The 21,778-nt window shown below is 69.8% G+C and carries 26 protein-coding genes; 14 read left to right on the forward strand and 12 right to left on the reverse strand.

The genetic code is table 11. The features are described from left to right. Positions 1-50: 50 nt before the first annotated feature. The 10 genes from CEB94_RS33880 to CEB94_RS33925 are packed head-to-tail and all read left to right on the forward strand — an operon-like array spanning position 51 to position 5,387. Entirely contained in the window at positions 51-422 is a 372-nt protein-coding gene (locus tag CEB94_RS33880; protein WP_175437283.1) for a gas vesicle protein GvpO, read from the forward strand. 46 nt (positions 423-468) lie between these two features. Continuing rightward, entirely contained in the window at positions 469-897 is a 429-nt protein-coding gene (locus CEB94_RS33885) for a gas vesicle structural protein GvpA (RefSeq protein ID WP_175435766.1), read from the forward strand. Next, the gene (locus CEB94_RS33890) at positions 894-1,667 is read left to right on the forward strand and encodes a GvpL/GvpF family gas vesicle protein (RefSeq protein ID WP_175435767.1); all 774 of its coding nucleotides are present in this window, start codon (positions 894-896) and stop codon (positions 1,665-1,667) included. The genes CEB94_RS33885 and CEB94_RS33890 overlap by 4 nt, the downstream gene beginning before the upstream one ends. 4 nt (positions 1,668-1,671) lie before the next feature. Further along, on the forward strand, positions 1,672-1,935 hold the full coding sequence (locus tag CEB94_RS33895; RefSeq protein WP_175435768.1) for a gas vesicle protein GvpG: 264 nt from the start codon (positions 1,672-1,674) through the stop codon (positions 1,933-1,935). Beyond that, positions 1,932-2,684: a DNA primase gene (locus CEB94_RS33900; RefSeq protein ID WP_175435769.1), complete on the forward strand. Its 753-nt coding sequence runs from the start codon at positions 1,932-1,934 to the stop codon at positions 2,682-2,684. The genes CEB94_RS33895 and CEB94_RS33900 overlap by 4 nt, the downstream gene beginning before the upstream one ends. Then, positions 2,681-3,796 (forward strand): SRPBCC family protein, encoded by a 1,116-nt coding sequence (locus CEB94_RS33905; RefSeq protein WP_175435770.1) that lies wholly within the window; start codon positions 2,681-2,683, stop codon positions 3,794-3,796. Before CEB94_RS33900 ends, CEB94_RS33905 begins: the two co-directional genes overlap by 4 nt. Then, positions 3,793-4,131: a gas vesicle protein gene (locus CEB94_RS33910; protein ID WP_031108661.1), complete on the forward strand. Its 339-nt coding sequence runs from the start codon at positions 3,793-3,795 to the stop codon at positions 4,129-4,131. Before CEB94_RS33905 ends, CEB94_RS33910 begins: the two co-directional genes overlap by 4 nt. Next, positions 4,128-4,883, forward strand: a complete 756-nt coding sequence (locus tag CEB94_RS33915; protein ID WP_175435771.1) for a GvpL/GvpF family gas vesicle protein — start codon at positions 4,128-4,130, stop codon at positions 4,881-4,883. Before CEB94_RS33910 ends, CEB94_RS33915 begins: the two co-directional genes overlap by 4 nt. A gap of 16 nt (positions 4,884-4,899) precedes the next feature. Next, entirely contained in the window at positions 4,900-5,088 is a 189-nt protein-coding gene (locus CEB94_RS33920) for a gas vesicle protein (RefSeq protein WP_003994122.1), read from the forward strand. A gap of 35 nt (positions 5,089-5,123) precedes the next feature. Next, positions 5,124-5,387: a gas vesicle protein K gene (locus CEB94_RS33925; protein ID WP_175437284.1), complete on the forward strand. Its 264-nt coding sequence runs from the start codon at positions 5,124-5,126 to the stop codon at positions 5,385-5,387. A 52-nt stretch (positions 5,388-5,439) separates the two neighbouring features. On the opposite strand, the gene CEB94_RS33930 is transcribed toward CEB94_RS33925, so the two are convergent. From CEB94_RS33930 to CEB94_RS33940, 3 genes are all read right to left on the reverse strand, one after another. After that, positions 5,440-5,610: a hypothetical protein gene (locus CEB94_RS33930; protein ID WP_031136400.1), complete on the reverse strand. Its 171-nt coding sequence runs from the start codon at positions 5,608-5,610 to the stop codon at positions 5,440-5,442. 42 nt (positions 5,611-5,652) lie between these two features. Continuing rightward, positions 5,653-6,474 (reverse strand): class I SAM-dependent methyltransferase, encoded by an 822-nt coding sequence (locus tag CEB94_RS33935; protein WP_175437285.1) that lies wholly within the window; start codon positions 6,472-6,474, stop codon positions 5,653-5,655. Between the two features lie 100 nt (positions 6,475-6,574). Continuing rightward, positions 6,575-8,071, reverse strand: coding sequence for a bifunctional phosphatase PAP2/diacylglycerol kinase family protein (locus tag CEB94_RS33940; RefSeq protein ID WP_175435772.1), 1,497 nt, complete (start codon positions 8,069-8,071; stop codon positions 6,575-6,577). 92 nt (positions 8,072-8,163) lie between these two features. On the opposite strand from CEB94_RS33940, the gene CEB94_RS33945 reads away from it, so the two are divergent. After that, positions 8,164-8,706, forward strand: coding sequence for an MOSC domain-containing protein (locus CEB94_RS33945; RefSeq protein WP_175435773.1), 543 nt, complete (start codon positions 8,164-8,166; stop codon positions 8,704-8,706). A gap of 63 nt (positions 8,707-8,769) precedes the next feature. Next, the gene (locus tag CEB94_RS33950) at positions 8,770-10,389 is read left to right on the forward strand and encodes an ATP-binding cassette domain-containing protein (protein ID WP_175435774.1); all 1,620 of its coding nucleotides are present in this window, start codon (positions 8,770-8,772) and stop codon (positions 10,387-10,389) included. 108 nt (positions 10,390-10,497) lie between these two features. On the opposite strand, the gene CEB94_RS33955 is transcribed toward CEB94_RS33950, so the two are convergent. After that, positions 10,498-11,598: a baeRF2 domain-containing protein gene (locus CEB94_RS33955; protein WP_175435775.1), complete on the reverse strand. Its 1,101-nt coding sequence runs from the start codon at positions 11,596-11,598 to the stop codon at positions 10,498-10,500. 64 nt (positions 11,599-11,662) lie between these two features. On the opposite strand from CEB94_RS33955, the gene CEB94_RS33960 reads away from it, so the two are divergent. Beyond that, a complete protein-coding gene (locus CEB94_RS33960) occupies positions 11,663-11,950 on the forward strand; it encodes a DUF6158 family protein (protein WP_175435776.1) in 288 nt (95 codons plus the stop codon). A gap of 86 nt (positions 11,951-12,036) precedes the next feature. On the opposite strand, the gene CEB94_RS33965 is transcribed toward CEB94_RS33960, so the two are convergent. The 4 genes from CEB94_RS33965 to CEB94_RS33980 all read right to left on the reverse strand — a co-directional run bounded on the left by CEB94_RS33965 (position 12,037) and on the right by CEB94_RS33980 (position 15,716). Continuing rightward, a complete protein-coding gene (locus tag CEB94_RS33965; RefSeq protein WP_175435777.1) occupies positions 12,037-14,139 on the reverse strand; it encodes a catalase in 2,103 nt (700 codons plus the stop codon). Then, positions 14,139-14,681: a type 1 glutamine amidotransferase domain-containing protein gene (locus CEB94_RS33970; protein WP_030843792.1), complete on the reverse strand. Its 543-nt coding sequence runs from the start codon at positions 14,679-14,681 to the stop codon at positions 14,139-14,141. The genes CEB94_RS33965 and CEB94_RS33970 overlap by 1 nt, the downstream gene beginning before the upstream one ends. Before the next feature lie 130 nt (positions 14,682-14,811). Next, on the reverse strand, positions 14,812-15,243 hold the full coding sequence (locus CEB94_RS33975) for a CBS domain-containing protein (protein WP_175435778.1): 432 nt from the start codon (positions 15,241-15,243) through the stop codon (positions 14,812-14,814). Positions 15,244-15,314: 71 nt separating this feature from the next. Continuing rightward, positions 15,315-15,716 carry a DUF2795 domain-containing protein gene (locus CEB94_RS33980; protein WP_175435779.1) on the reverse strand — a complete coding sequence of 134 codons (402 nt, stop codon included), beginning with the start codon at positions 15,714-15,716 and terminating at the stop codon, positions 15,315-15,317. A 159-nt stretch (positions 15,717-15,875) separates the two neighbouring features. On the opposite strand from CEB94_RS33980, the gene CEB94_RS33985 reads away from it, so the two are divergent. Continuing rightward, the gene (locus CEB94_RS33985; protein ID WP_175435780.1) at positions 15,876-16,052 is read left to right on the forward strand and encodes a hypothetical protein; all 177 of its coding nucleotides are present in this window, start codon (positions 15,876-15,878) and stop codon (positions 16,050-16,052) included. A 58-nt stretch (positions 16,053-16,110) separates the two neighbouring features. Here the strand turns inward: CEB94_RS33985 and CEB94_RS33990 are convergent, their stop codons facing one another. From CEB94_RS33990 to CEB94_RS34005, 4 genes are all read right to left on the reverse strand, one after another. Further along, on the reverse strand, positions 16,111-17,292 hold the full coding sequence (locus tag CEB94_RS33990; RefSeq protein WP_342790263.1) for a TniQ family protein: 1,182 nt from the start codon (positions 17,290-17,292) through the stop codon (positions 16,111-16,113). Positions 17,293-17,328: 36 nt separating this feature from the next. Continuing rightward, positions 17,329-18,348, reverse strand: a complete 1,020-nt coding sequence (locus CEB94_RS33995; protein ID WP_175435782.1) for a TniB family NTP-binding protein — start codon at positions 18,346-18,348, stop codon at positions 17,329-17,331. A 101-nt stretch (positions 18,349-18,449) separates the two neighbouring features. Next, the gene (locus CEB94_RS34000; protein ID WP_175435783.1) at positions 18,450-20,540 is read right to left on the reverse strand and encodes a Mu transposase C-terminal domain-containing protein; all 2,091 of its coding nucleotides are present in this window, start codon (positions 20,538-20,540) and stop codon (positions 18,450-18,452) included. After that, the gene (locus CEB94_RS34005; RefSeq protein ID WP_175435784.1) at positions 20,537-21,112 is read right to left on the reverse strand and encodes a TnsA-like heteromeric transposase endonuclease subunit; all 576 of its coding nucleotides are present in this window, start codon (positions 21,110-21,112) and stop codon (positions 20,537-20,539) included. Before CEB94_RS34005 ends, CEB94_RS34000 begins: the two co-directional genes overlap by 4 nt. Positions 21,113-21,778: the final 666 nt, after the last annotated feature.

The raw sequence follows: 21,778 nt of genomic DNA on the forward strand, positions 1-21,778 counted from the left end.
CGTAGAGGTTTGGCGAACACTCTTGCGGCCACACGGAGGGGGAGGTGGCCATGTCGAACACAAAAAACACGCAAGAGTCACAGGGTTCACAGAAGTCACAGGACTCTGAGAATTCGAGCAAATCGAACGACAACCGGTCGGCCCCGAAGCGGCCGAGCCCGATGGAGGTGCTGCGCCAGGCGCGCGGCCAGCTCGCGGAGCTCACCGGCATGGAGGCGGAGTCCGTGTCGTCCTTCGAGCAGACGGAGGAGGGCTGGGCGCTGGAGGTCGAGGTCCTCGAGCTCGAGCGCGTGCCCGACACGATGAGCCTGATGGCGAGCTACCAGGTGGAGCTCGACGCAGAGGGGCAGCTCACGGGTTACCGGCGCGTCCGCCGCTACGAACGCGGTCGGTCCGACGCGCGCAGGTCGGGCGGCCGCTAGGCCGCCCGACCGGACCCGCACCCACACACGAGGAGGAACACCCGGCATGACTGTCGTACCGGCACAGCAGTCCGGCGGCGGAGGCGGCAGCAGCGGTCTCTACGACGTGCTTGAGCTTGTTCTGGACAGGGGGCTCGTCATCGACGCATTCGTGCGCGTCTCCCTGGTCGGCATCGAGATCCTCAAGATCGACGTTCGCGTCGTCGTCGCCAGCGTCGACACGTATCTGCGCTTCGCGGAGGCGTGCAACCGGCTCGATCTGGAGGCCGGGCCGCGCAAGGACCCGGGCCTGCCCGACCTGGTCGGGGAGATGACCGAGTCCGGCGCCCGCGGCAAGTCCAAGGGGGCGCTGTCCGGCGCCGCCGAGACCATTTCCGACGCCTTCAAGCAGGCGCGGAGCGAGGGCGAGACCGAGACCGAGTCGCGCCCGCGAGCCCGCAAGAGCACGTCCCGCCGTAAGGAGGAGCAGGAGTGAGCACCTACGTCTACGGCATCGCGGCGAGTTCGCACCCCTCCCTGCCCGAGGGCATGGGCGGCGTCGGCGACCCGCCCCGCCCGGTGCGCATCCTGCGGGAGGGCGATCTGGCGGCCGTCGTCAGTGAGGCGCCCGAGGGGCTGCGGCCCAAGCGCAAGGACCTGCTCGCCCACCAGAACGTGCTCAGCGAGGCCGGCGCGGCCGGTTGCGTGCTGCCCATGCGGTTCGGCAGCGTCGCCCCGGACGACAACTCCATCACCGGGGTGCTCGCCGAGCGGGCCGAGCACTACAAGGAGCGGCTGCGGGCCCTGGACAACCGGGTCGAGTACAACATCAAGGCCAACCACGTCGAAGAGGCCGTCCTGCACCAGGTGATGGCCGAGAGCCCTGACATCCGGAGTCTCGCGGAGGCCAACCGGCAGGCGGGCGGCGGCACTTACGAGGACAAGATCCGGCTCGGCGAGATGGTCGCGGCCGCGGTCAAGGCCAGGGAGGCCGACGACGGCGCCGCGGTGCAGCGCGCCCTGGAAGGGGTCGCCGACGACGTCGGCGTGGGCCCCGAGTCCACCGGCTGGCTGGCCAACGTGTCGTACCTGGTGGACCGGGAGTCGGCCGAGTCCTTCCTGGCCGCGGTCGAGCAGCTGCGCAAGGACATGCCGCACCTGGAGGTGCGGGTCAACGGACCGCTGCCGCCGTACAGCTTCGTCGAGCCCGGCCCGGCCGAGCCCGCGGGCACCGCGGTGAGTGGCACGGACACCGGAGCGGGGTGACGACGTGGGCCTGATCTCGGAGGTGCTGCTGCTGCCGTTCGCACCGGTACGCGGCAGCGCCTGGGCCGTCAGACAGGTACTCCAGGAGGCCGAGCGGATCTACTACGACCCCGCCACCATCCGGGCCGAACTGGCCCGCCTGGAGGAGCAGCTGGAGGCCGGAGAGATCACGGAGGAGGAGTTCGACCGCCTTGAGGACGAACTCCTCGACCGGCTGGAGACCGCTTCGCGCGGGAGCGCGGGAACAGGCAACGGGACTACACAATGAACCGAATGGGACTGGGCCTCGCGGTGGGGGCCGGATACCTCCTGGGACGTACCAAAAAGCTGAAGATGGCGGTGGCCGTCGGAGGCCTGGTCGCCGGGAAGAAGCTCAATCTGAGCCCGCGCATGGTCGCGGACCTGCTTCAGCAACAGCTGCGGAACAACCCGCAGTTCAAGGAGATCGGCGACCAGCTGCGCGAGGACCTGCGCGGCGTGGGCAAGGCCGCCTCCGGCGCCATGGTGGAGCGCCAGATCGACGCGCTCGCCGACCGGCTGCACGGCAGGACCGCCCAGATGCGCGACCAGCTGACGGGCGCGGTGCCCGGCAGCGGCCGGGACGACGAGGACGCCGAGGACGCCGAGTACGAGGACGAGGAACCCGAGGACGAGGCGACCGACGACGAGGAACCCGAGGACGAGGCGACCGACGACGAGGAACCCGAGGACGAGGAACCCGAGGACGAGGAGCGGGAGGACGAGGAGCGGGAGGACGACGAGCCCGACGACTCCGCTTCGCAGGAGGACGAGGAGCCCGAGCCGGCGGCGAAGAAGGACCAGGCCAAGAGGGCCCCCGCGAAGAAGACGGCGAAGAAGGCCCCCGCCAAGAAGACCGCCCAGAAGGCCCCCGCGAAGAAGGCGGCGGCGGGCCGCAAGACGGCGGCGAAGAAGACCACGGCCGCCAAGAAGGCGACCTCCGGGAGCAGGGGCGGCAGCGCCCGCTCCCGACTGCCGAAGGGAGGCGGTGAGGGATGAGCGACACACTCGGCTCGGCCAAGTCCGCCGCCAACGGAGCGGCGAAGAACCCGCTCACCGACCTGGCCCACAGCGAGGCCGCCGACCGGCTCAAGGCCGAGTTGCAGGAGTACCTCGCCGCCCAGGCCACCCGCATGCTGACCGGCGTCGGCCGCAAGCTCGGCGAGACCACCGGCAAGCTGAACGACATCGCCGAGGGCAACAGCCCCGGCTTCGCCAAGAGCGCCCTCGACGGCGGCCGCAAGCTCGCCGAGGGCAAGGGGCCGCTGCGCGCCGCGATGGAGACCGGCGGCTCGCACCTCAAGGACAAGGTCACCGGTGCCTTCAAGAACCTGGGCGGCGGTGGCAAGGGCAAGAAGGGCAAGGGCCGTTCCGGCAACAAGCCCACGGTCATCATCGAGCACATCGACGTCGGCGTGCCGTTGCGCACCGCGTACGACCAGTGGACGAAGTACCAGGACTTCAGCACCTTCGCGAAGGGCGTCAAGAGCGCGAGCCGCGACGACGACACCCACTCCGACTGGCAGGCGAAGATCTGGTGGTCCAACCGCAGCTGGAAGGCGAAGACGACCGAGCAGGTCCCCGACGACCGCATCGCCTGGACCTCCGAGGGGGCCAAGGGCACCACGAAGGGCGTCGTCTCCTTCCACCGGCTCACCGACAGCCTCACCCGCGTCCTGCTCGTCATCGAGTACTACCCCTCCGGCTTCTTCGAGAAGACCGGCAACATCTGGCGCGCCCAGGGCCGCCGGGCCCGGCTCGACCTCAAGAACTTCGTCCGCTTCATCACCATCAAGGGCGAGGCGGAGGACGGCTGGCGCGGCGAGATCCGTGACGGCGACGTCGTCCGCAGCCACGAGGACGCGCTCGCCGAGGAGGAGTCCGAGGAAGAACGCCCCGAAGGCGAGGAGGCCGAGGGCGAGTACGACGAGGAGGAGCCTGCACAGGAGGGCGAAGGGGAGCCCGAGGGCGAGTACGAGGACTCCGAGGCCGAGTACGACGAGGAGGCCGAGGACGAGGAGCCCGAGGAGGAGGAAGAGCCCGAGGGTGAGTACGAGGACGACGAGGACGAGGACCAGGATGAGGAAGTCGAGGCAGGGAGCCGGCGATGACGACGCCCAGCAGGATGCCCGAGCCCTATGGTCAGGGAAGCGGTGCCAACCTCGCCGACATCCTTGAACGGGTGCTGGACAAGGGCATCGTCATCGCGGGCGACATCCGGATCAATCTGCTCGACATCGAACTCCTCACGATCAAACTGCGGTTGATCGTCGCCTCGGTCGACAAGGCGAAGGAGATGGGCATCGACTGGTGGGAGACCGACCCGGCCCTGAGCTCGCGGGCCCGCCGTGACGAACTGACCCGTGAGAACGCCGAGTTGCGCGAGAGGCTGGCCCGGCTGGAGGAACTGGAGCCCGGCCGCGCGGAGAAGAAGGAGGCACCGTGACCGGACTGCGGTACGTCTACGCCGTCTGCCGCCCCTTCGGCACACCGCTCCAGTCCCAGCTGTCAGGGGTGGCCGGCGATCCGCCCAGGGCACTGACTCACCACGGCCTGGTGGCCGTGGTGAGTCACGTGCCGGAGCGGGACTTCGCCGAGGAGCCGCTCCGCGCCCATCTGGAGGACCTGGACTGGCTCACCGAGACCGCCCGCGCCCACCAGGGTGTCATCGACGCGCTCACCACCGTCACGACCCCGCTGCCGCTGCGGCTGGGCACCGTCTTCCACGACGACAGCGGCGTGCGCATGATGATGGAGGCCCGCGAGGAGGACTTCCGGCACACTCTCGACCGGCTGGAGGGCCGGGTCGAGTGGGGCGTCAAGGTGTACGCCGAGTCCGAACCGCAGGAGAGCGCCCGGCCCCCGCAGAAAGCCGCGTCGGGCCGGGACTACCTGCGGCAGCGGCGCATGCAGACCAGGTCCCACGAGGAAATGTGGCAGAAGGCCGAAGCTTTCTCGAACCGGCTGCACGAGGAGCTTTCCGCATTCGCGGAGGATTCCCGGATGCATCCCCCGCAAAATCCCGCGCTTTCCAAGGCGACCGGGCGGAACGTGCTGAATGCCGCCTATCTCGTTCCGCGGGCGCATTCCGAGGAGTTCGTGGAACTGGTGGACCGCACGAAGGGCGAGGTGCCCGGAATGCGCATCGAGCTCACCGGCCCCTGGGCTGCCTATTCGTTCGCCGGGGAGGCCACATGAACGACGGAGTGAACACGTGACCGTAGTGGAACGCCGTGAGGTCGCCCTCGTGGACCTGCTCGACCGGCTGCTCGCCGGCGGCGTCGTGATCACAGGGGACATCACGCTGCGCATCGCCGACGTCGACCTCGTCCGTATCGACCTCAACGCGCTGATCAGCTCGGTGAACGCCCAGGTGCCCTCACCGTTCGAGGAGTTGCTGTGACCACCCCCGAGAATCCCCGGCCGCGCTCCAACCGGATGGATCTGGAGCCCGACACGGTCGAGCGTGACCTGGTCAAGCTCGTGCTGACGGTGGTGGAGCTGCTGCGCCAGCTCATGGAGCGGCAGGCGCTGCGCCGGTTCGACGTGGGCGACCTGAACGAGGACCAGGAGGAGCGGATCGGGCTCACGCTCATGCTGCTCGACGAGCGGATGACGGAACTTCGCGACCGCTACGGACTGCGGCCCGAGGACCTCAACCTGGACCTCGGGCCGCTCGGACCGCTGCTTCCGCGGGACTGACGCACACGCGCTTCCCCGGTCCTGAGTCAGGACCGGGGAAGCGCGTGTGTATTCACCACCTGTACCAACGGCCCCTGCCGCCGGCTGCCGACGTGCCGCGGACGAAGAATCCCAGCAGCCACAGGACGAGAACCGCGAGTGCGATCCACCAGAGAATCTTTACTGCGAATCCGGCGCCGAACAGAACCAAAGCCAGAAGCAGCACCAGCAGGATGGGAACCATAATTCGAACCTCCTGCTTTCAGGGTGTCCCCGAAACGGCGTTTCAGGCTTCTTTCCGGCAGACAATTTCTCCGTGCAGCACGCTGAACCACCCGTCCTCCCGCGTGCCCCACTCCCGCCAGGCCTCGGCCACGCCCCGCAGCCCCGCCTCGTCGGTGTGCCCGCCCTCGACGGCCCGGTCCGCGTAGGCCGACGCCAGGGTGCGGTCGGCCCACAGTCCGCTCCACCAGGCCCGCTCCCCGGGCGTGGCGAAGGTCCAGGTGCCGGAGGTCGCCGTGATGTCCGTGAGCCCGGCGCGCAGCGCCCAGGCCTTCAGCCGGCGCCCGGCGTCCGGCTCGCCGCCGTTGGCCCGGGCGACCCGGCGGTAGAGGTCCAGCCAGCCATCGAGCCCCCCGGATGCCGGATACCAGGTCATGGCCTCGTAGTCCGCGTCCCGTACGGCGATGAGACCGCCGGGTCTGACGACCCGCTTCATCTCGCGCAGCGCCCGCACCGGGTCGCCCACGTGCTGGAGCACCTGGTGGGCGTGGACCACGCAGAACGTGTCGTCCGGGTAGTCCAGGGCGTGCACGTCGGCGACCGCGAAGTCCACGTTGACCAGCCCTCGCCCGGCCGCCGCGGCCCGCGCCTGCTCCAGGATCTCCGGCACCCGGTCGACGCCGGTGACCTGCCCGTCGGGCACGAGTTCCGCCAGGTCTGCGGTGATCGTGCCGGGCCCGCAGCCGATGTCCAGGATCTTCATGTGGGGCTTGAGCGAAGGCAGCAGGTACGCGGCCGAGTTGGCGGCGGTCCGCCACGTGTGCGAGCGCAGTACGGACTCGTGGTGCCCGTGGGTGTAGACGGCGGTCTCCCGGGGTTCCGGCATGGCGGATCCCACCCCTTCCGATCGGGTTGGCATGGGATCACCGTACGCAGATCGACCGAATATTGAGACCCTGTATCCTGACATGTGGACTGACGGAGCGTCAGTAACCTGCGATCGGCCGGTACACGGTCAGCGCCTCGGGGAGCTTCTCCAGCGTCACGCGGCCTTCCACCTCGGTCACCTCGCCGTCGTAGGCGAGGAGCGTGCCGGGCGCCACGTGGTCCAGGCGCAGCCGCCCCACCCGGACGGCCGCGTGCGCGGGGGAGCGGGTCAGGGGCCCCGCGAGGGCGGCGGCGAGCAGCCGCACGGCCGGCCGGCGGCCGCCGTGCACCACCCGCACGTCGAGCTGCCCGTCCGCGAGGTCCCGTCGGCGCCCGGAGGCGAGCCCCATGCGGTGGTAGGTGCCGTTCCCGGCGAACAGCAGCCACAGCGGGCGCGTGCGGCCCTGGAACTCGGCCTCCAGCGGATGCCGGCCGGTCCGCAGTACGCGCAGCGCCGCGAGCACGCCGGCGGGCCAGCCGCCGACCCGGTGCGCCCAGCGCTCCCGCTCACGCACCAGCTCCGGATAGACGCCGACACTGCACGTGTTGAGGAAGACGCCCTGCCGGTCGCCGCAGGAGTACCGGCCCACGTCCACGCGCACGGCGTCGCCCTGGCGCAGCGCACGGGCCAGGTCGCGCGCGTCCTCCACGCCCAGGTCGTAGGCGAAGTGGTTGAGGGTGCCGCCCGGCAGCACCGCCAGGGGCAGGCCGGCGCGCATCGCGACGCCGGCGGCGGTGTTCACGGTGCCGTCGCCGCCGCACACGCCGAGGACCCGGGCGCGGCCGGCCGCCTTCTCCAGTTCGGCGGAGACGTCCTCCGGCGCGCACTCGACGACCTCGGCACCCGGGAGGGCGTCGCGCAGGGCACGGGCCCGGTCGGCGGTTCCCGAGGCGGTGTTCGCGACGAGGACGAGCCCCTCGCCCTCCAGCAGCGCCGGGACGTCGGCCTGCGGGCGGGCCGGAGGAGTGACCTGGCCCCGCGTCGGCACCAGGGCCCGTACGGCGAACGCCGCGCCCGCGCCCAGGGCCGCGCCCGCCAGGACGTCGCTCGGGAAGTGGACGCCGGTGTACACGCGGGACAGGCCGACCGAGGCGGCCACCGGGGCGACGGCCGCACCCCACGCCGGGGACTCCAGGGCGACACCGGTGGCGAACGCGGCGGCGGACGCGGCGTGCCCCGAGGGGAACGACGTGGTGATCGGCTGCCGCGTCAGCCGCCGGACCAGCGGGACCGCGTCCAGGGCCGGGCGCGGGCGGCGGACCGAGCGCTTGCCGAGCGTGTTGATGGTGAGGGAGGCGAGCCCCAGGGAGGCCAGACCGCGGGCCGCCGCCCGGCGGGCGCGCGGGGTGCGGCTCGCGGCGAGGGCGGCGGCCGCCGCGAACCAGAGCGCGCCGTGGTTCGCGCTGCGGCTCAGCAGGGGCAGCACCGGGTCCGCCCCCGGCCAGTGCCGGGCCGCGGCGGCCTCGAAGAGGCGGCGGTCCAGGGTGAGGGCGCGGTCGCGCAGGGGGCGGTGCCCGGGCTTCGGGGTGGTGAGGTCCAGGTCGGGGGGCGTCATGCGGTGCGGGTACCCGGAGGGGGGTGGACACACCGACGGTCCCGGGGCAGGCTCGGAGCTGATCATCATCACCGAAACAGGGGGACCGAGAGATGAACGGGCACGTGACGGCGGTCAGCAGCAACGGGGAGTACTCCTTCACCAAGCCGAACCGGGACAGCATCACGCTGCTCGCCGGGCTCGGTGTCGAGGGGGACGTGCACGCCGGGGTGACGGTCAAGCACCGCTCGCGCGTCGCGCAGGACCCCACCCAGCCGAATCTGCGCCAGGTCCACCTCATGCACGAGGAGCTCTTCGCCGAGGTTGGCGAGGACGGGTTCGAGGTGGCGCCCGGCGAACTCGGCGAGAACATCACCACCCGGGGCATCGACCTGCTCGCACTGCCCACCGGAACCCTGCTGCGCATCGGTGACGGCGCCGTCCTGGAGGTCACCGGGCTGCGCAACCCCTGCCTGCAGATCGACCACTTCCAGGACGGGCTGCTCAAGCGCGTCGTCGGACGGGACGAGGCGGGGAACATCGTGCGCAAGGCCGGGATCATGACCGTGGTGCGGGAGGGGGGCGTGGTGCGGCCCGGCGACACCATCGAGGCGGAACTCCCCAGCGAGCCGCACCGGCCGCTGGAGCGGGTCTGACCGGCACCCGCAGACCCGAAACCCGTTTGCCCCGAACCCCCGCGCCCCCACAGAATCGCGCCCATGGGACACCTCGAAGCCGCGCACCTGGAGTACTGCCTGCCCGACGGAAGGGCGCTGCTGGGCGATGTCTCGTTCCGGGTGGGGGAGGGGGCCGTCGTGGCCCTCGTGGGGCCCAACGGCGCCGGGAAGACCACGCTGCTCCGGATGCTCGCCGGTGAGGTCAAGCCGCACGGCGGGTCCGTGGTCGTCGGCGGCGGGCTCGGTGTGATGCGGCAGTTCGTGGGATCCGTACGCGACGAGACGACCGTGCGGGACCTGCTGGTGTCCGTGGCGACGCCCCGCATCCGCGAGGCGGCCCGCGCCGTTGACGCCGCCGAGCACGCCATCATGACCGTCGACGACGAGGCCGCCCAGCTGGCGTACGCGCAGGCCCTCGCCGACTGGGCGGAGGCCCGCGGCTACGAGGCCGAGACCCTGTGGGACATGTGCACCATGGCGGCGCTCGGGGTGCCGTACGACAAGGCGCAGTTCCGGGAGGTCCGCACCCTGTCCGGCGGCGAGCAGAAGCGGCTCGTCCTGGAGGCGCTGCTGCGCGGTACCGACGAGGTGCTGCTCCTCGACGAGCCCGACAACTACCTCGACGTCCCCGGCAAGCGGTGGCTGGAGGATCGGCTGAAGGAGACCCGCAAGACGGTTCTGTTCGTCTCCCACGACCGCGAACTCCTCGCCCGCGCGGCCGAGAAGATCGTCTCCCTGGAGCCCGGGCCCGCGGGTGCCGACGCCTGGGTGCACGGCGGCGGCTTCGCCACCTTCCACGAGGCACGGAGTGAACGCTTCGCCCGCTTCGAGGAGTTGCGCAAGCGCTGGGACGAGAAGCACGCCCAGCTGAAGAAGCTGGTGCTGACGCTGCGTCAGGCAGCTGCGGTCAGCCATGAGATGGCCTCCCGCTATGCGGCCGCTCAGACCCGCCTGCGCAAGTTCGAGGAAGCCGGCCCGCCCCCGGAGCCGCCGCGCGAGCAGGACATCAAGATGCGGATCAAGGGCGGCCGCACCGGCGTCCGGGCGGTCACCTGCGCGAACCTGGAACTCACCGGCCTGATGAAGCCCTTCGATCTGGAGGTCTTCTACGGCGAGCGCGTCGCCGTCCTCGGCTCCAACGGCTCCGGAAAGTCCCACTTCCTGCGGCTGCTCGCCGGCGACGACGTGGCGCACACCGGGAACTGGAAGCTGGGCGCCCGGGTCGTGCCCGGCCACTTCGCGCAGACGCACGCGCATCCGGAGCTGGAGGGCCGCACGCTCCTGGACATCCTGTGGAAGGAGCACGCACAGGACCGGGGCGCCGCGATGTCCCGCCTGCGCCGCTACGAGCTGACCCACCAGGCGGAGCAGACGTTCGAACGGCTCTCCGGCGGCCAGCAGGCCCGTTTCCAGATCCTGCTGCTGGAGCTCCAGGGCGTGACGTCGCTGCTGCTGGACGAGCCGACCGACAACCTGGACCTGGAGTCCGCCGAGGCGCTCCAGGAGGGCCTGGAGGCCTTCGACGGGACGGTCCTCGCGGTCACCCACGACCGCTGGTTCGCCCGCTCCTTCGACCGCTTCCTGGTCTTCGGCAGCGACGGCCGGGTCCGGGAGACCCCGGACCCGGTCTGGGACGAACGACGGGTGGAGCGGGCCCGCTAGAGGGCCGCGCCCCTCAGGGGCGCGGGGAACTGCGCGACCAGCCACAACGTACCCGCACACGCGACGTGTGAAGTACCGCTACGGAGGCCGGGCGCACAGAAACCCCGCTCACTTCCAGCGCAGCAGCGCCCCCAGACCGCCCACGGGAACCTCCCGCTCGGAGACCGACAGGGCGGGCGCGTCCGTGGCCACGGCGGAGCGGATCAGGGCGTCGTCCGCCCTGGCCGGCCACGAGTGCTGCTCGCCCAGGATCTTCAGGTCCGTCCGGCGCACCGCGAGCTGGTCGGGGTCCTCCCCGATCCACACCTCACGGTGCGCGTCGGGCCCGTCCACCCTGATCAGCAGCTCGTCGATGCGATGCTCCCGTGCCGCCTCGACCAGCGCGGGCACGCCCTCGACCGCCCCGGCCCGGCCCTCGTCGTCCGCGTTGCGGGCGGCGCGGAAGCGCTCCAGCTCCGCCTCGGCCTGCCGCCCCACATGCTCGGCCCGGGCCCGCTCCACGTCCTCGTCGAGCAGCCGGCTGCCGGTGCCGTGCGGCGCCTCGACCACCAGGTCGTGCAGCCGCTTGGGCAGCCGCTCGTGCACGGACCGCCGCTCCCGGTCGTCGCCGACGAGAATCAGCAGGTCGGCCTTGGTCTCCTCCTGGCACACGGCGAGCGCGTCGGCGATCTCCGCGGCGTTGTGCTCCCAGGTGTTCTCCACCCGCAGCTGGAAATGCCGCTCGGACCAGTCCGCGGAGCTCGTCCGGTGCACCGGCCACTGCCGCCCGGTGACGCTCCCGGCGTCCTCCCGGCCCAGTGCGTTGCGCAGCTCGAAGTCCGCGCCCTTGCGGTCGACGTACGCCACCACGCACACCGGGTCCTCGCCGGCCAGCTCCAGCAGCGGCGCGACCCGCGGCAGCGGCGCCCATTCGGCCCAGTCACCGCCCTGCGGGGGACGGACCAGCGGCGGGTCGAGAACGACCTCACCGGCGCGGGCGAACAGGGCCCGGCCGTGCGGCTCGGAGGAGTGCCGCAGATCCTCGATCGCGCCCTGCACGGCCCGGCACGTCGCCTCGTCGGCCCCCTGCGCGGCCAGCTCCCTGGCCATCGCCTGGGCCGTCAGCTCCCGCTCGTGGGGAGTGCCCTCCGTGTGCCGTGAGGTGTCGACGTACACAGAGGCCCAAGGCCCGGGGTGTTCGTACAGTGGGTGCAGAAAGGCGAGATCCATGGTTCCTCCCGGATGCCGCTCGGGGGTAGTGCTCAGTTGCTCCGGGGGCGGGTACCCGGACCGCATGAACGAACACGACGAGCGGGGCGACACGATGACCGGAGTGGACCCTGACCGGCTGGACGACCAGCAGCTCATGAAAGAGCTGGAGACCATCCACCGCACGCGTCACGACACGCTGCTCTACGGCTCGAACGACGCGCTGCGCGCCCACAACGAGCGCATGGCGCAGCTCGAGGGCGAGTACCTGCGCCGCAACCCGAGCCGCCCCGTGGCCGCGGGTCGCACACGCGAAGGGGCCCGGGAGCGGGGGAGCGGGGAGTCGGCGACTCCCACGACCCCCGGCACCTGAGCCCCCTCGAAGGACGCGGCCGGAACTGCGCCGGCGCCCGCGCATCACAGGGACCGGACCGGTGGTCACCGGCCCGGCCCCGCAGGTCAGCGCCGTGCCGCCGGCCGCCCCCAGTGGCGATGCCCGGCGACGGCCGTCACGAACGCGTCCAGAAACTCCTCGCTCGCCGGCCCGGGCGACGTGTCCGTCACGACGCCCTGGTCCGCGACCACCCGCTGGAACTCCGTCGACAGCCCGAGCCCCTCGGGCTCCAGCGCCGACAGGATGCCCACGCCCGAGCCGAGCGCGCCCAGCGGCTTGCCGTGCCGGTAGGCGTCCCGCACGAACCGCACCATGTCCGGGTCGGCCGCCGTCGGCGGGGTGCCGACGGGCCCGCCGGGCAGCAGCACCGCGTCGTACAGCACGGACGCCACGGTCGGCAGCGCCCGGTCGACCGCGTAGGTCTCACCGTCGGCGCCGGTGAGGGTGCCGTCCGTGGCGGCCAGCGCCTCGACGACCGCCCCCTCGGCGGCCAGCCGCTCCCGCACGGAGGTGACCTGCTCGGCGTCCACCCCGTCGGTGACGAGCACCGCGATCTGCCGGGTCCGGATCGAACCGTCCCCGCGCAGCGACTCGAGACTGAGGGCGGGGGAGGCATGCTTGGACGGGGCCTGAGCACCGGAGGGCTCCGGGATTCCGACGCCCCGCGCCACCCGCGCGGCCAGCTCCCCGTCGACCTTGGCCAGGTGCTCCACCGTCCGGGCCCGCACGGTCACCGCGCCGACCTTGCCGAGCTCGAACCGGAACGCCTCCACGATGTGCTGCCGCTCCCAGTCCGTCATGCTGTTCCAGAACATCGCCGTCTGGCTGTAGTGGTCCTGGAAGCTGGGGCTGCGGCGACGGATCGTGTGACCGTCCACCCGCTCGGCGTAATGCGTGTAGGCACGTCCGCCGGCGCCCGCGTGGGCCGGGCAGCCTCCGCCGAGCGAGTTCGGGGAGTAGTTCGTCCCGGAATGGATCGCGCTCTGGTGGTAGCCGTCCCGCTGGTTGTTGCGCACCGGCGCGACCGGCCGGTTCACCGGCAGCTGCGAGAAGTTCGGACCGCCGAGCCGGATCAGCTGGGTGTCCAGATAGGAGAAGTTCCGGGCCTGGAGCAGTGGATCGTTGGTGAAGTCGATGCCGGGCACCACGTTGGCCGTGTGGAAGGCGACCTGCTCGGTCTCCGCGAAGAAGTTCTCCGGATTGCGGTCCAGCACCATCCGGCCGATCGGCCGCACCGGCACCTGCTCCTCCGGGATGATCTTCGTCGGGTCGAGCAGATCGAAGTCGAAGGCGAACTCGTCCTCCTCCGGTACGAGTTGCACGCCCAGCTCCCACTCGGGGTACTCGCCCGCCTCGATCGCGTCCCACAGGTCACGCCGGTTGAAGTCCGGGTCCCGGCCCTGGCACTCCTGCGCCTCGTCCCACACCAGCGAGTGCACGCCCAGCTTCGGCTTCCAGTGGAACTTCACGAAGGTGCCGCGCCCCTCGGCGCTCACGAACCGGAAGGTGTGCACACCGAAGCCCTGCATCATGCGGTAGCTGCGCGGGATCGCCCGGTCCGACATCAGCCACATGATCGCGTGCAGCGTCTCGGGCTGGAGCGACACGAAGTCCCACAGGGTGTCGTGCGCGGACGCGCCCGTCGGAATGTCGTTGTGCGGCTCGGGCTTCACCGCGTGCACGAAGTCCGGGAACTTGATGCCGTCCTGGATGAAGAAGACCGGGAAGTTGTTCCCGACCAGGTCGTAGTTGCCCTCCGACGTGTAGAACTTGGTCGCGAAGCCGCGCACGTCCCGCACGGTGTCCGCCGAGCCCTTCGGGCCCTGCACGGTGGAGAACCGCACGAACACGGGCGTCCGTACGGACGGGTCCTGGAGGAACGCCGCGCGGGTGAACTCCGCGCAGGACTCGTACGGTTCGAAGTACCCGTACGCGCCCGCGCCCCGTGCGTGCACCACCCGCTCCGGGATCCGCTCGTGGTCGAAGCGGGTGAGTTTCTCCCGGAAGTGGAAGTCCTCCATCAGGGTCGGTCCGCGCTCGCCCGCCGCCAGGGAGTCGTCGGTGTGGTCCACCTCGACGCCCTGGTCGGTGGTGAGCGGACCGGCGGCGGGATCGTCCGCCCGGAACGCCTCGCGCTGGTGCTGCTTCCGGTCGGCGGGGGATGCCATCAGGCGGCCTCCTGGGCGAAGACGTCGAGGAAGGTCTCGCAGAACGCCTTCAGATCATCCGGCTTGCGGCTGGTGACCAGCTTGTTCGCCCCGTGGTCACAGACCTTGACCTGCTTGTCGACCCAGGTGCCGCCCGCGTTGCGGATGTCCGTCTGCAGGCTCGGCCACGACGTGAGTTCCCGGCCGCGCACGACGTCCGCCTCGACCAGCGTCCACGGCGCGTGGCAGATCGCCGCCACGGGGCGGCCGTGCTCGAAGAAGTCCCGGACGAACGCGACGGCCTTGTCGTCCATCCGCAGGAAGTCCGGGTTGGCGACGCCGCCCGGCAGCACGAGAGCACCGAACGAGTCCGGCGAGGTGTCGCCCACGACCTCGTCCACGGGGAACGTGTCCGCCTTGTCGAGGTGGTTGAAGGCCTGGATCTCGCCCTGCTGCGTCGACACCAGCACGGGCTCGTGACCCGCGTCCTTCGCGGCCTGCCACGGATCGGTCAGCTCGACCTGTTCGACGCCCTCGGGTGCGACCAGAAACGCGATACGCATGATGCTCAACGTCCTTTCCCGGAGCGGGCGGCGCTGCGGTGCGCCGCGTCGCTCCTCGTGTTCTTCCTGCTCTTTATGTTCCGGCGGCCCGCACACACGCCGGCGCTGATCCGCCCGGCCCGGTCCGTGCTCACGCACCACCGTGGGCGTCGGGCTCGGCCCGGCTGATGTCGGCGAGCGCCGACGCGGGGTCCTCGGCCGCGGCCACGTCGCCGAGGCTCACGATCCCGACCGGCAGCCCGTTCTCCACCACCGGAAGCCGGCGCACCGCGTGCTCGCGCATCAGCGTCACCGCCGTCGCCACCCGGTCGTCCGGCGACACGGTCACCGGATTCCTCGTGCACACGGTCTGCGCGCTGACCGTCATCGGATCGGCGCCGTCGGCGACGGCCCGTACCGTGATGTCACGGTCGGTGAGCACACCGATCACGTCCTGCCCTTCGGCCACCACCACGTCGCCGATGTTCTGTGTGCGCATCAACTGCGCCGCCTCGACGAGCGAGGCGTCCGGGCGCACGGCGACCACGCCCGCTGTCATCACGTCTTTGACGTACTCGGCCATCGCTGGGCCTTCCCTCCGTTCCCAGGCCGGTGGGGGCACCGCGGCAGGCCGCGGTGCCCCCGACGCGGTCCCTACGCGTACTCCTCCGGCCCGGTCTCACGGGCCCGGATCAGGGCCTGGGCCAGCTCCTGGACGTTGCCGTAGCGCTCCTGGCGCGGCAGTCCCTCCAGGGCCTCGACCAGTGCGTCGGGTGCCTGGTGGCCGCGCAGTTCGCGGGCCAGCTCGCGCGGACTCGCGGGGAACGCCCTGCGGCCCAGGATCCGGGCCAGCTCCAGCCGCACCGACTCCAGGGACGTCGGCGCACGGCTCGGCGTCACCGGCCCGTGCGCGACCTCGGGGTCGTCCTCGGCGGCCGGCTCCGGGTCGTGCCACTCCTCGCTGCGCGTGGGGTGCCCGGACCTGAGCAGACCCTGCAGTTCGTGCTTCATCTCGTCGTCCCGGTGGACGCTCAGCCGGTCGCTTCCTCGCTGCATGTCTCCCTCCAGACGTTCGGGGGCCCGCACCGCGTACCCGTACACCGGAGGCCGACACAGGTTCCGTGGGCACGATCGCCGCCGTCCGCGCTGGTTTGCGCCATGTTCTGCGGGAGACCCGGATCACACCCCCCACACCTCTCTGGGGAAGGACCCGTCATGGCGATACTCGCTGTGCTCATCCCGCTGCTCATGCTCGGAGTGGTGCTGGTGCTGGGCCGATACGAGGAGTTGCTGCTGCCGCAGGAGAACGCCGACCGGCGCGAACCGGCCGGCGTGCCCCCCGCTGCCGCTGCTGTCGGACGATGGGAAAGAGTTCAGTCGCCGAGGGCGTGACCTGGGGATTGAACTCTTTTCCGCGCATCCGTGACCGCTGATCTGCGCAACGATCAGTTCAGTGCGCAGCCGTGTACCAGGTCAGGCCGTCGCGTAACAGGCCTCGCCCAACGAGGGCTCTGAAGAGAGTGGGAGGCATCATTTGGCTTTGCGCCAGTGACACGTCCGGCGGATCGACAGGCCACGAGCGTGGGAGGTCTCTGATCCTTCGCTGCGCGAGTTCGGCGAACCTTTCAGCTTTGGCGCGGTAGTCGCCTCCAGTGACGAGCTGGAGCCCTAGATGGATCGCACCTGCGATCAACAGCGGGTTAGCGGAGTCACTGTGAGCCGTGGTTCCAAGACCGTAGAGGCTATAGGGGGCGATGTTCTCTGCGGCTGCGCTGGCGATGGCGGGGTCCGCGCCTTGAAATAACTCCGGTGAACGAAGTCTGAGGACAAGATCCGCGAGGAGCGGGAAGCGGAACAGCATCCGCGCCGACTTGCCGCCAGGTTGCGCGGACGCACCGTGTCCGAAGCCGTAGTCAATCCACTTCTGCGTGTCGAGTAGGACAGGGTCGGTCACAGGCGTTGTGGGGACCTCGGTGAGCGGGTGGCTGCAACGGACGCCACGGCCCCTCGTGGACATGACACGGCGGGTCTTTGCGCAGAAGAGGCGTCGGTCCGCCGCCTCTACCCCGAACCGTTCTTGGGGTTCATGACAGGCTGGGCAGGTGGCGGACAGGAAGACGTTGTGATTCAGGCAGGCGTAGGACCATGCCAGCTTCCATCGCAAGTACCAGCGTCCACTGTTCTCCGCAATACACAACGGGCACCAGCGGGAGTGATCGCGCAGGATGAAACAGGTGCTGATGGCACGGAGGGCTTCCGCTTGCCACGGGGCCGGCTCATCTGCGAAGGCAGGTATCGGTCCGTCGAAGAAGCGGCTCAGGCGCATCTCTTCCAGAGCTTTCTCAGGAACACCGGTGGCGAGATGGATCTGTCGAAGCTCCGCGCCACTTAGCGTGGTCTCCACTCCGGACACGGACCGGGACGATGGCATGCGGAGCTGCCATCCCAGGGTCAGCAGACGGCGGGGATGGCAGCGGCTGTCCCGAGCGACGGCGTCCACCCAGCTGGAGAAAGACTCTCCCGGCACTGGAAGAGGTACGCGTGGCATCCGGCGAGGTCGGGGGACTTCCGCGGCAGGTGCCGTCGTAGGGCTGAGCTCATTCGATGCGGTTGCGCTCGGCATGCCAGCCATGGAAGTCGGATTGTGGCGTCCGTCGTGGGGCCGCGATCAGCTCGCGGCCGTCTTCGTCCGCGCCGGCGCCGTCTTGCGGCGTTGGCGGACGACCTGCCGGTATGTGGCCTGGGCGTATTCGCTGATCTCGACGCGTTCCATGAGCTTGCGCGTGATCACTTCCTCTTCGCTCATGACGGCCTCGATCGCGGACTCCCGGATCAGATCGGTAAGGGCGCAGATACTGCCGTCTGTCCGGTCGTAGAGGTACGGGGACAGTTTCACTAGTTGGCCGGGCCTGTGGCGGTAGAGCGCCAGGGTGTCTTCCAGGGCCCTGACAGTCTGCGCCCATTCGAGCTTGTCCTGGGCGGTCGTGCATCCAAACTTGCGGACCGCGTGGAGGGTGTAGCGCCCTGAGGTCTGAGTGGCACGCGAGTCGGCCTGGCCTTCGAGGAAGAGGCCGGACTTCTTGAGGTTGACGCCGGTGTAGACGAACGTTGCCGCGGTCTCGTTGGCGATGTACTTCAAGTGGTCGTTGACCACTCGTCCCTCTTTTGCGGACAAGTCCAGGAAATGCACGTCGTCAATGATCACGAGCTCCGTGCCGACGTCCGACAAGACGGAGAGCACGTGGTTGGTGATGTCCGTCTGGGTGCCCCGGCCGCGCTGCACCATGCCGAGGTAGTCGGCCAGCAGCACCGAAAGGTCCTTGGGCGTGGCTCTGGCCGGGATGCTGAGGTAGACGACGGGCGTGTAGTCGATGAGCATCCCGTTGGATTCGTAGCCGTCCCGGAATTTATCCGGGTTTTTGCGGCGCAATCGCTTCTCGTAGCGGGCGGCAAACAGTTTGACGAGGGTGGACTTGCCGACGGTGGGCGGGCCGTCGAAGACAAGACCGGCTCTGGCCCCCGCAGCCCGCCTGGCGTTGGCCTTCATCCTGCGCTCCATGATGTAGTGCAGTCGTTTGACCTGGGAGGTATCGATGATCGCGAGTGCACTGTGATAGACGTCGCGGATTTCGTTGAGATCGTCCCTGTCGTCGGTCGGCAGTTTCAGGTAGTCCTCGTACGGCGGCATGATGGGACGCTCGGGGGGCCGGCTGTCGCGGTAGCGCCGCCATTCCTCCTTGGTGCGGGGTTCGGCTAGGCCAGGGTGTCGGAAACTGCTCACATAGGCTCCTAGATCGCGTCAGGGTCCCAGACCTCTGCGGCCGTGACCTTGCTCAGGTCGAGGTCGCCCCATTCGCCGGGCTCTACGTCCTCGTCTGGTGCGTCAGGTACGACCGTCAGCGGAGGGTGACTATTCACCGGAGGGTCGCCGCGCTGCAGGTCGCGGTGCTGCGCCGAGCCTTTGTGTTCGTCCCGCGTGTGACGCTTGCGGTCGGCAGCTGTCCAGGTCTCGAGCGCGTCCGTGCGGTTCTGTAGGTCGGTCAGCGCCTGGGCCACCGCTGCCTGGTCCTCGGGTTTGCGGCCGCGCAGGGCGATGAGCCGTTTCGCCTCACGAAGAGTGATGTCGGTGAACGGCTGGTGCTCTCCGAGCGCATGGGTCCAGCGCAGGACGTGCCAGCGGCCGTCGGTGGGATCGAGGAAGTAGGCGTGCAACAGGTTCCGCGGGTCATAGCGGATGGGCCACAGCTCGTCGGGGTAGGGGGCCTTGGCTTTCCGGTACCGGTACAGGATGTCGGCGTTGTACGTCAGGTTGTTCAGTTCGACGCCGTAGGGGTGGATGACGCGTCTGGCGATCGGCAGCAGCTCGAAGTACACGGTGGTTTCGCGGGGGCAGTCCACGTAGCCGGCCGAGCCGAGCGCCATGGCGTACGCCTCGTTCGGGGAGACGCGCAGGTCCGGGAACCCGTGCAGGATGAGCCCGCGATGATGCTTGCGTTGGTATACGGCGATGACGTACTCGGCGAAGAACTCGGTGAGTTCGTCGATGGTCCACCGCGCCTGCTCCTCGGCGGTGCGGCCCCGGTGTGCGACGTTGAAGCCCTTGTAGCCGGCGACGTGTTCGGCGAACTGCTCGCGGATGGTCTTGAAGAGCCTCTCCACGTGCGGTTTGTCAGTGGGCTTGAGCTTGCGCGCGTCCTGAAGGTCGATCTTCCAGCGGGTGCAGGCGCGCCAGACGACGTCGGACTTGTAAGGCTTGCCGTGGTCGTACAGCAGCGTCTCGGGGCAGATGACCGGCCGGGCGGCGGCCTCTGACAGGCGCTCGTCCACGGTCATCAGCCGCTCGTAGGGGACGCGGAGCATCTGGTAGCCCAGGGCGTCGGACCAGCCGGGGCGCATCATTTCCGGCGTCATGACGTCGGCCAGCAACAGGCCGATGTCGATGGCCTTGGTGCCCTCGGGGGTAAGCCGCCAGGACAGGACGGAGCGGGTGGCCACGTCGAGGGCGACGGTGAGTTCCACGCGGATCGTGCTCGTGGTGCCGGGGTCGTAGGCGAGAACGTCGAGCGGGGTGGTGTCGAGCATGACGACTTCGCCGGGGCGGGTGGCGATGACGTTGCCAAAGGGCCGGTCGGGCTGATTGGCGGCCGAGGCCCGCTGGTAGGCCGGGGCAGAGGGGCTGGTGTCCAGCAGGTAGGCGACCGCGCGCCGGAAGGTGTCCCGACTCGGCAGCGGCACGGCGCCGGAACCGTGGTCGGCATCCAGACGGTTCTGGGTACGGCGATAGAAGCGGGTGCCGATGGTCGCGGAGCTGTCGGTGCGCTCGGCGGCTGCCTGGTCACGGATGGCCTGGATCACACGTGGATCGAGGTTTCTCAGGGGGTTGCGGACGCGGGCTTTGCGCTTGTCGACGAGGCCCCACAGGCCGTTCTCCGCGCGCCGTGCCCACAGCTTCCACAGCCACCGGTCCGTCACGCCCAACTCCTGAGCCTTGGCGTGGACACGGACGACTTGAGGGAGGACCGGGTCGTATTGCGGGAGGGGTTCGTCCGTCGCCGCGCTGAGCGGGTCGCCGGAGCGGTAACCCGTCATGGCCTCCAGCAGGTGGGCCTCCAGCTTGAGCGCAGCTTCCTTCACAGCTTCGTCCAGACCTTCCAGGACACCCGCCGGATCGAGGTCGGCACCGGCGTCCTCCAGTGTTGTGGGCGGCGGTTCGACTGCCGCACGGAAGCTGGTGTCGGCCAGAAGGGCGGTGAGCATGATGGTCTGGATGCGGCCGTTCTCTGAGCGCAGACGCACGGTTACACCGTCGAGCCCGGCGACTTGGTGCCGTTCCTCCTCGAACTCAATCCAGTCGGTGACGGCGAGCCGTTGACTGCTCATGCAACACGCCCCGGGTCTTTGGCTCGCACACAGGTGTGATCGCGCAGCGGACGGGTCTGATCGAAGACGAGCTGGTGGTGCCACATGAGGTGGTAGATCACGGACCGCGCCAGTTCGGGGATGGGCTGGAAGTTCACCAAGTCACCGATGACGACGGCTTTTTGGGCGAGTACTAGCAGGCGATCGGCCAGTTCCTTCCCGGCTCGCAGGGGGCGGCGGTATCCGGCGAGCCAGGAGACGGTGGCCCAGCGCAGCGCATCGGGTTCGCCCACCATGGCGTAGTCCCATCCGATCCGCCGGCACAGGTCGGCCGTCCGCCGGGCCTGGCAGACAACGGTGGGCACGGTCAGACGCCCGTTGCCCTTCACGTCCAGCAGCAGCACCGAGCCGTCGCTCCGGCGAGCGAAGAGATCAGGGGTGTGCACCCAGGCGCCATCCCCATCGTGGCCGTCGATGGTGAAGGGCTGGGCGCTGAATGAGGCCACCTCGGCTTGAAGCACTTGGACCGGCAACCCCGTTGCGTCGCGCAGGGCGAAGAGGCTCCTGGAGGTAAGGGCGACCCCGAAGAACACCGGCCGACTGATTGCCGCGCTTTCGGCACACTCCAAGCCCAGCGCGTGCGCGGCCTGGCCGGGGGAACGCTCAGCGTTTCCGCAACACGATCTACCCAGGAAGGGAAGGACTCGCCGATGACCGGCTGCGGGACGACAGGAAGTCGGCGGGCACGGGGTATGACGACAGGGATTTCCGTAGGTACTCGCGCGAAGGTCCGCTTCGCATGTAGGTGTGGTGCCGCCACTTCCGCTCCTCTTCCCACGCTCGCGCGTACGTACCACGCTCATTCAGACCACAGCTGCCGACCACGCTGCCCTTCGCTGCGTCGGAGCGGTAGCCGGGATGACAGGTGTCGCCTTGGATTCGCTTCTTCCCTGACACGAAAGCTGGGTGTCAAGGCTGTCTCTCTGTCAACGACTGGTGGGCCGCGGCGTGACGTCGACGACTTCAGTTTCGAGTCAGCCCGTGGCGCAGGGCTGTCGCCGACACTTACCGCTCCGGAGAGCTCGACTCCCGCGAGCCTCAAGGGGGCTGCGGAGAAGGCCAGCGCCTCCGATAGGTCAGTACTCAATCCATTGTCTTCCCTGTTATCCCAAAAATTTCCAAAGTTGGCTATGATGGGAGCACTGCGAGCGGCGACGGGCGTACAGTGGCGCTCCCCGGAGCGATGGATCCCAGGCCCG

It is taken from the genome of Streptomyces hawaiiensis, from assembly GCF_004803895.1.
Taxonomy (GTDB): Bacteria; Actinomycetota; Actinomycetes; order Streptomycetales; family Streptomycetaceae; genus Streptomyces; species Streptomyces hawaiiensis.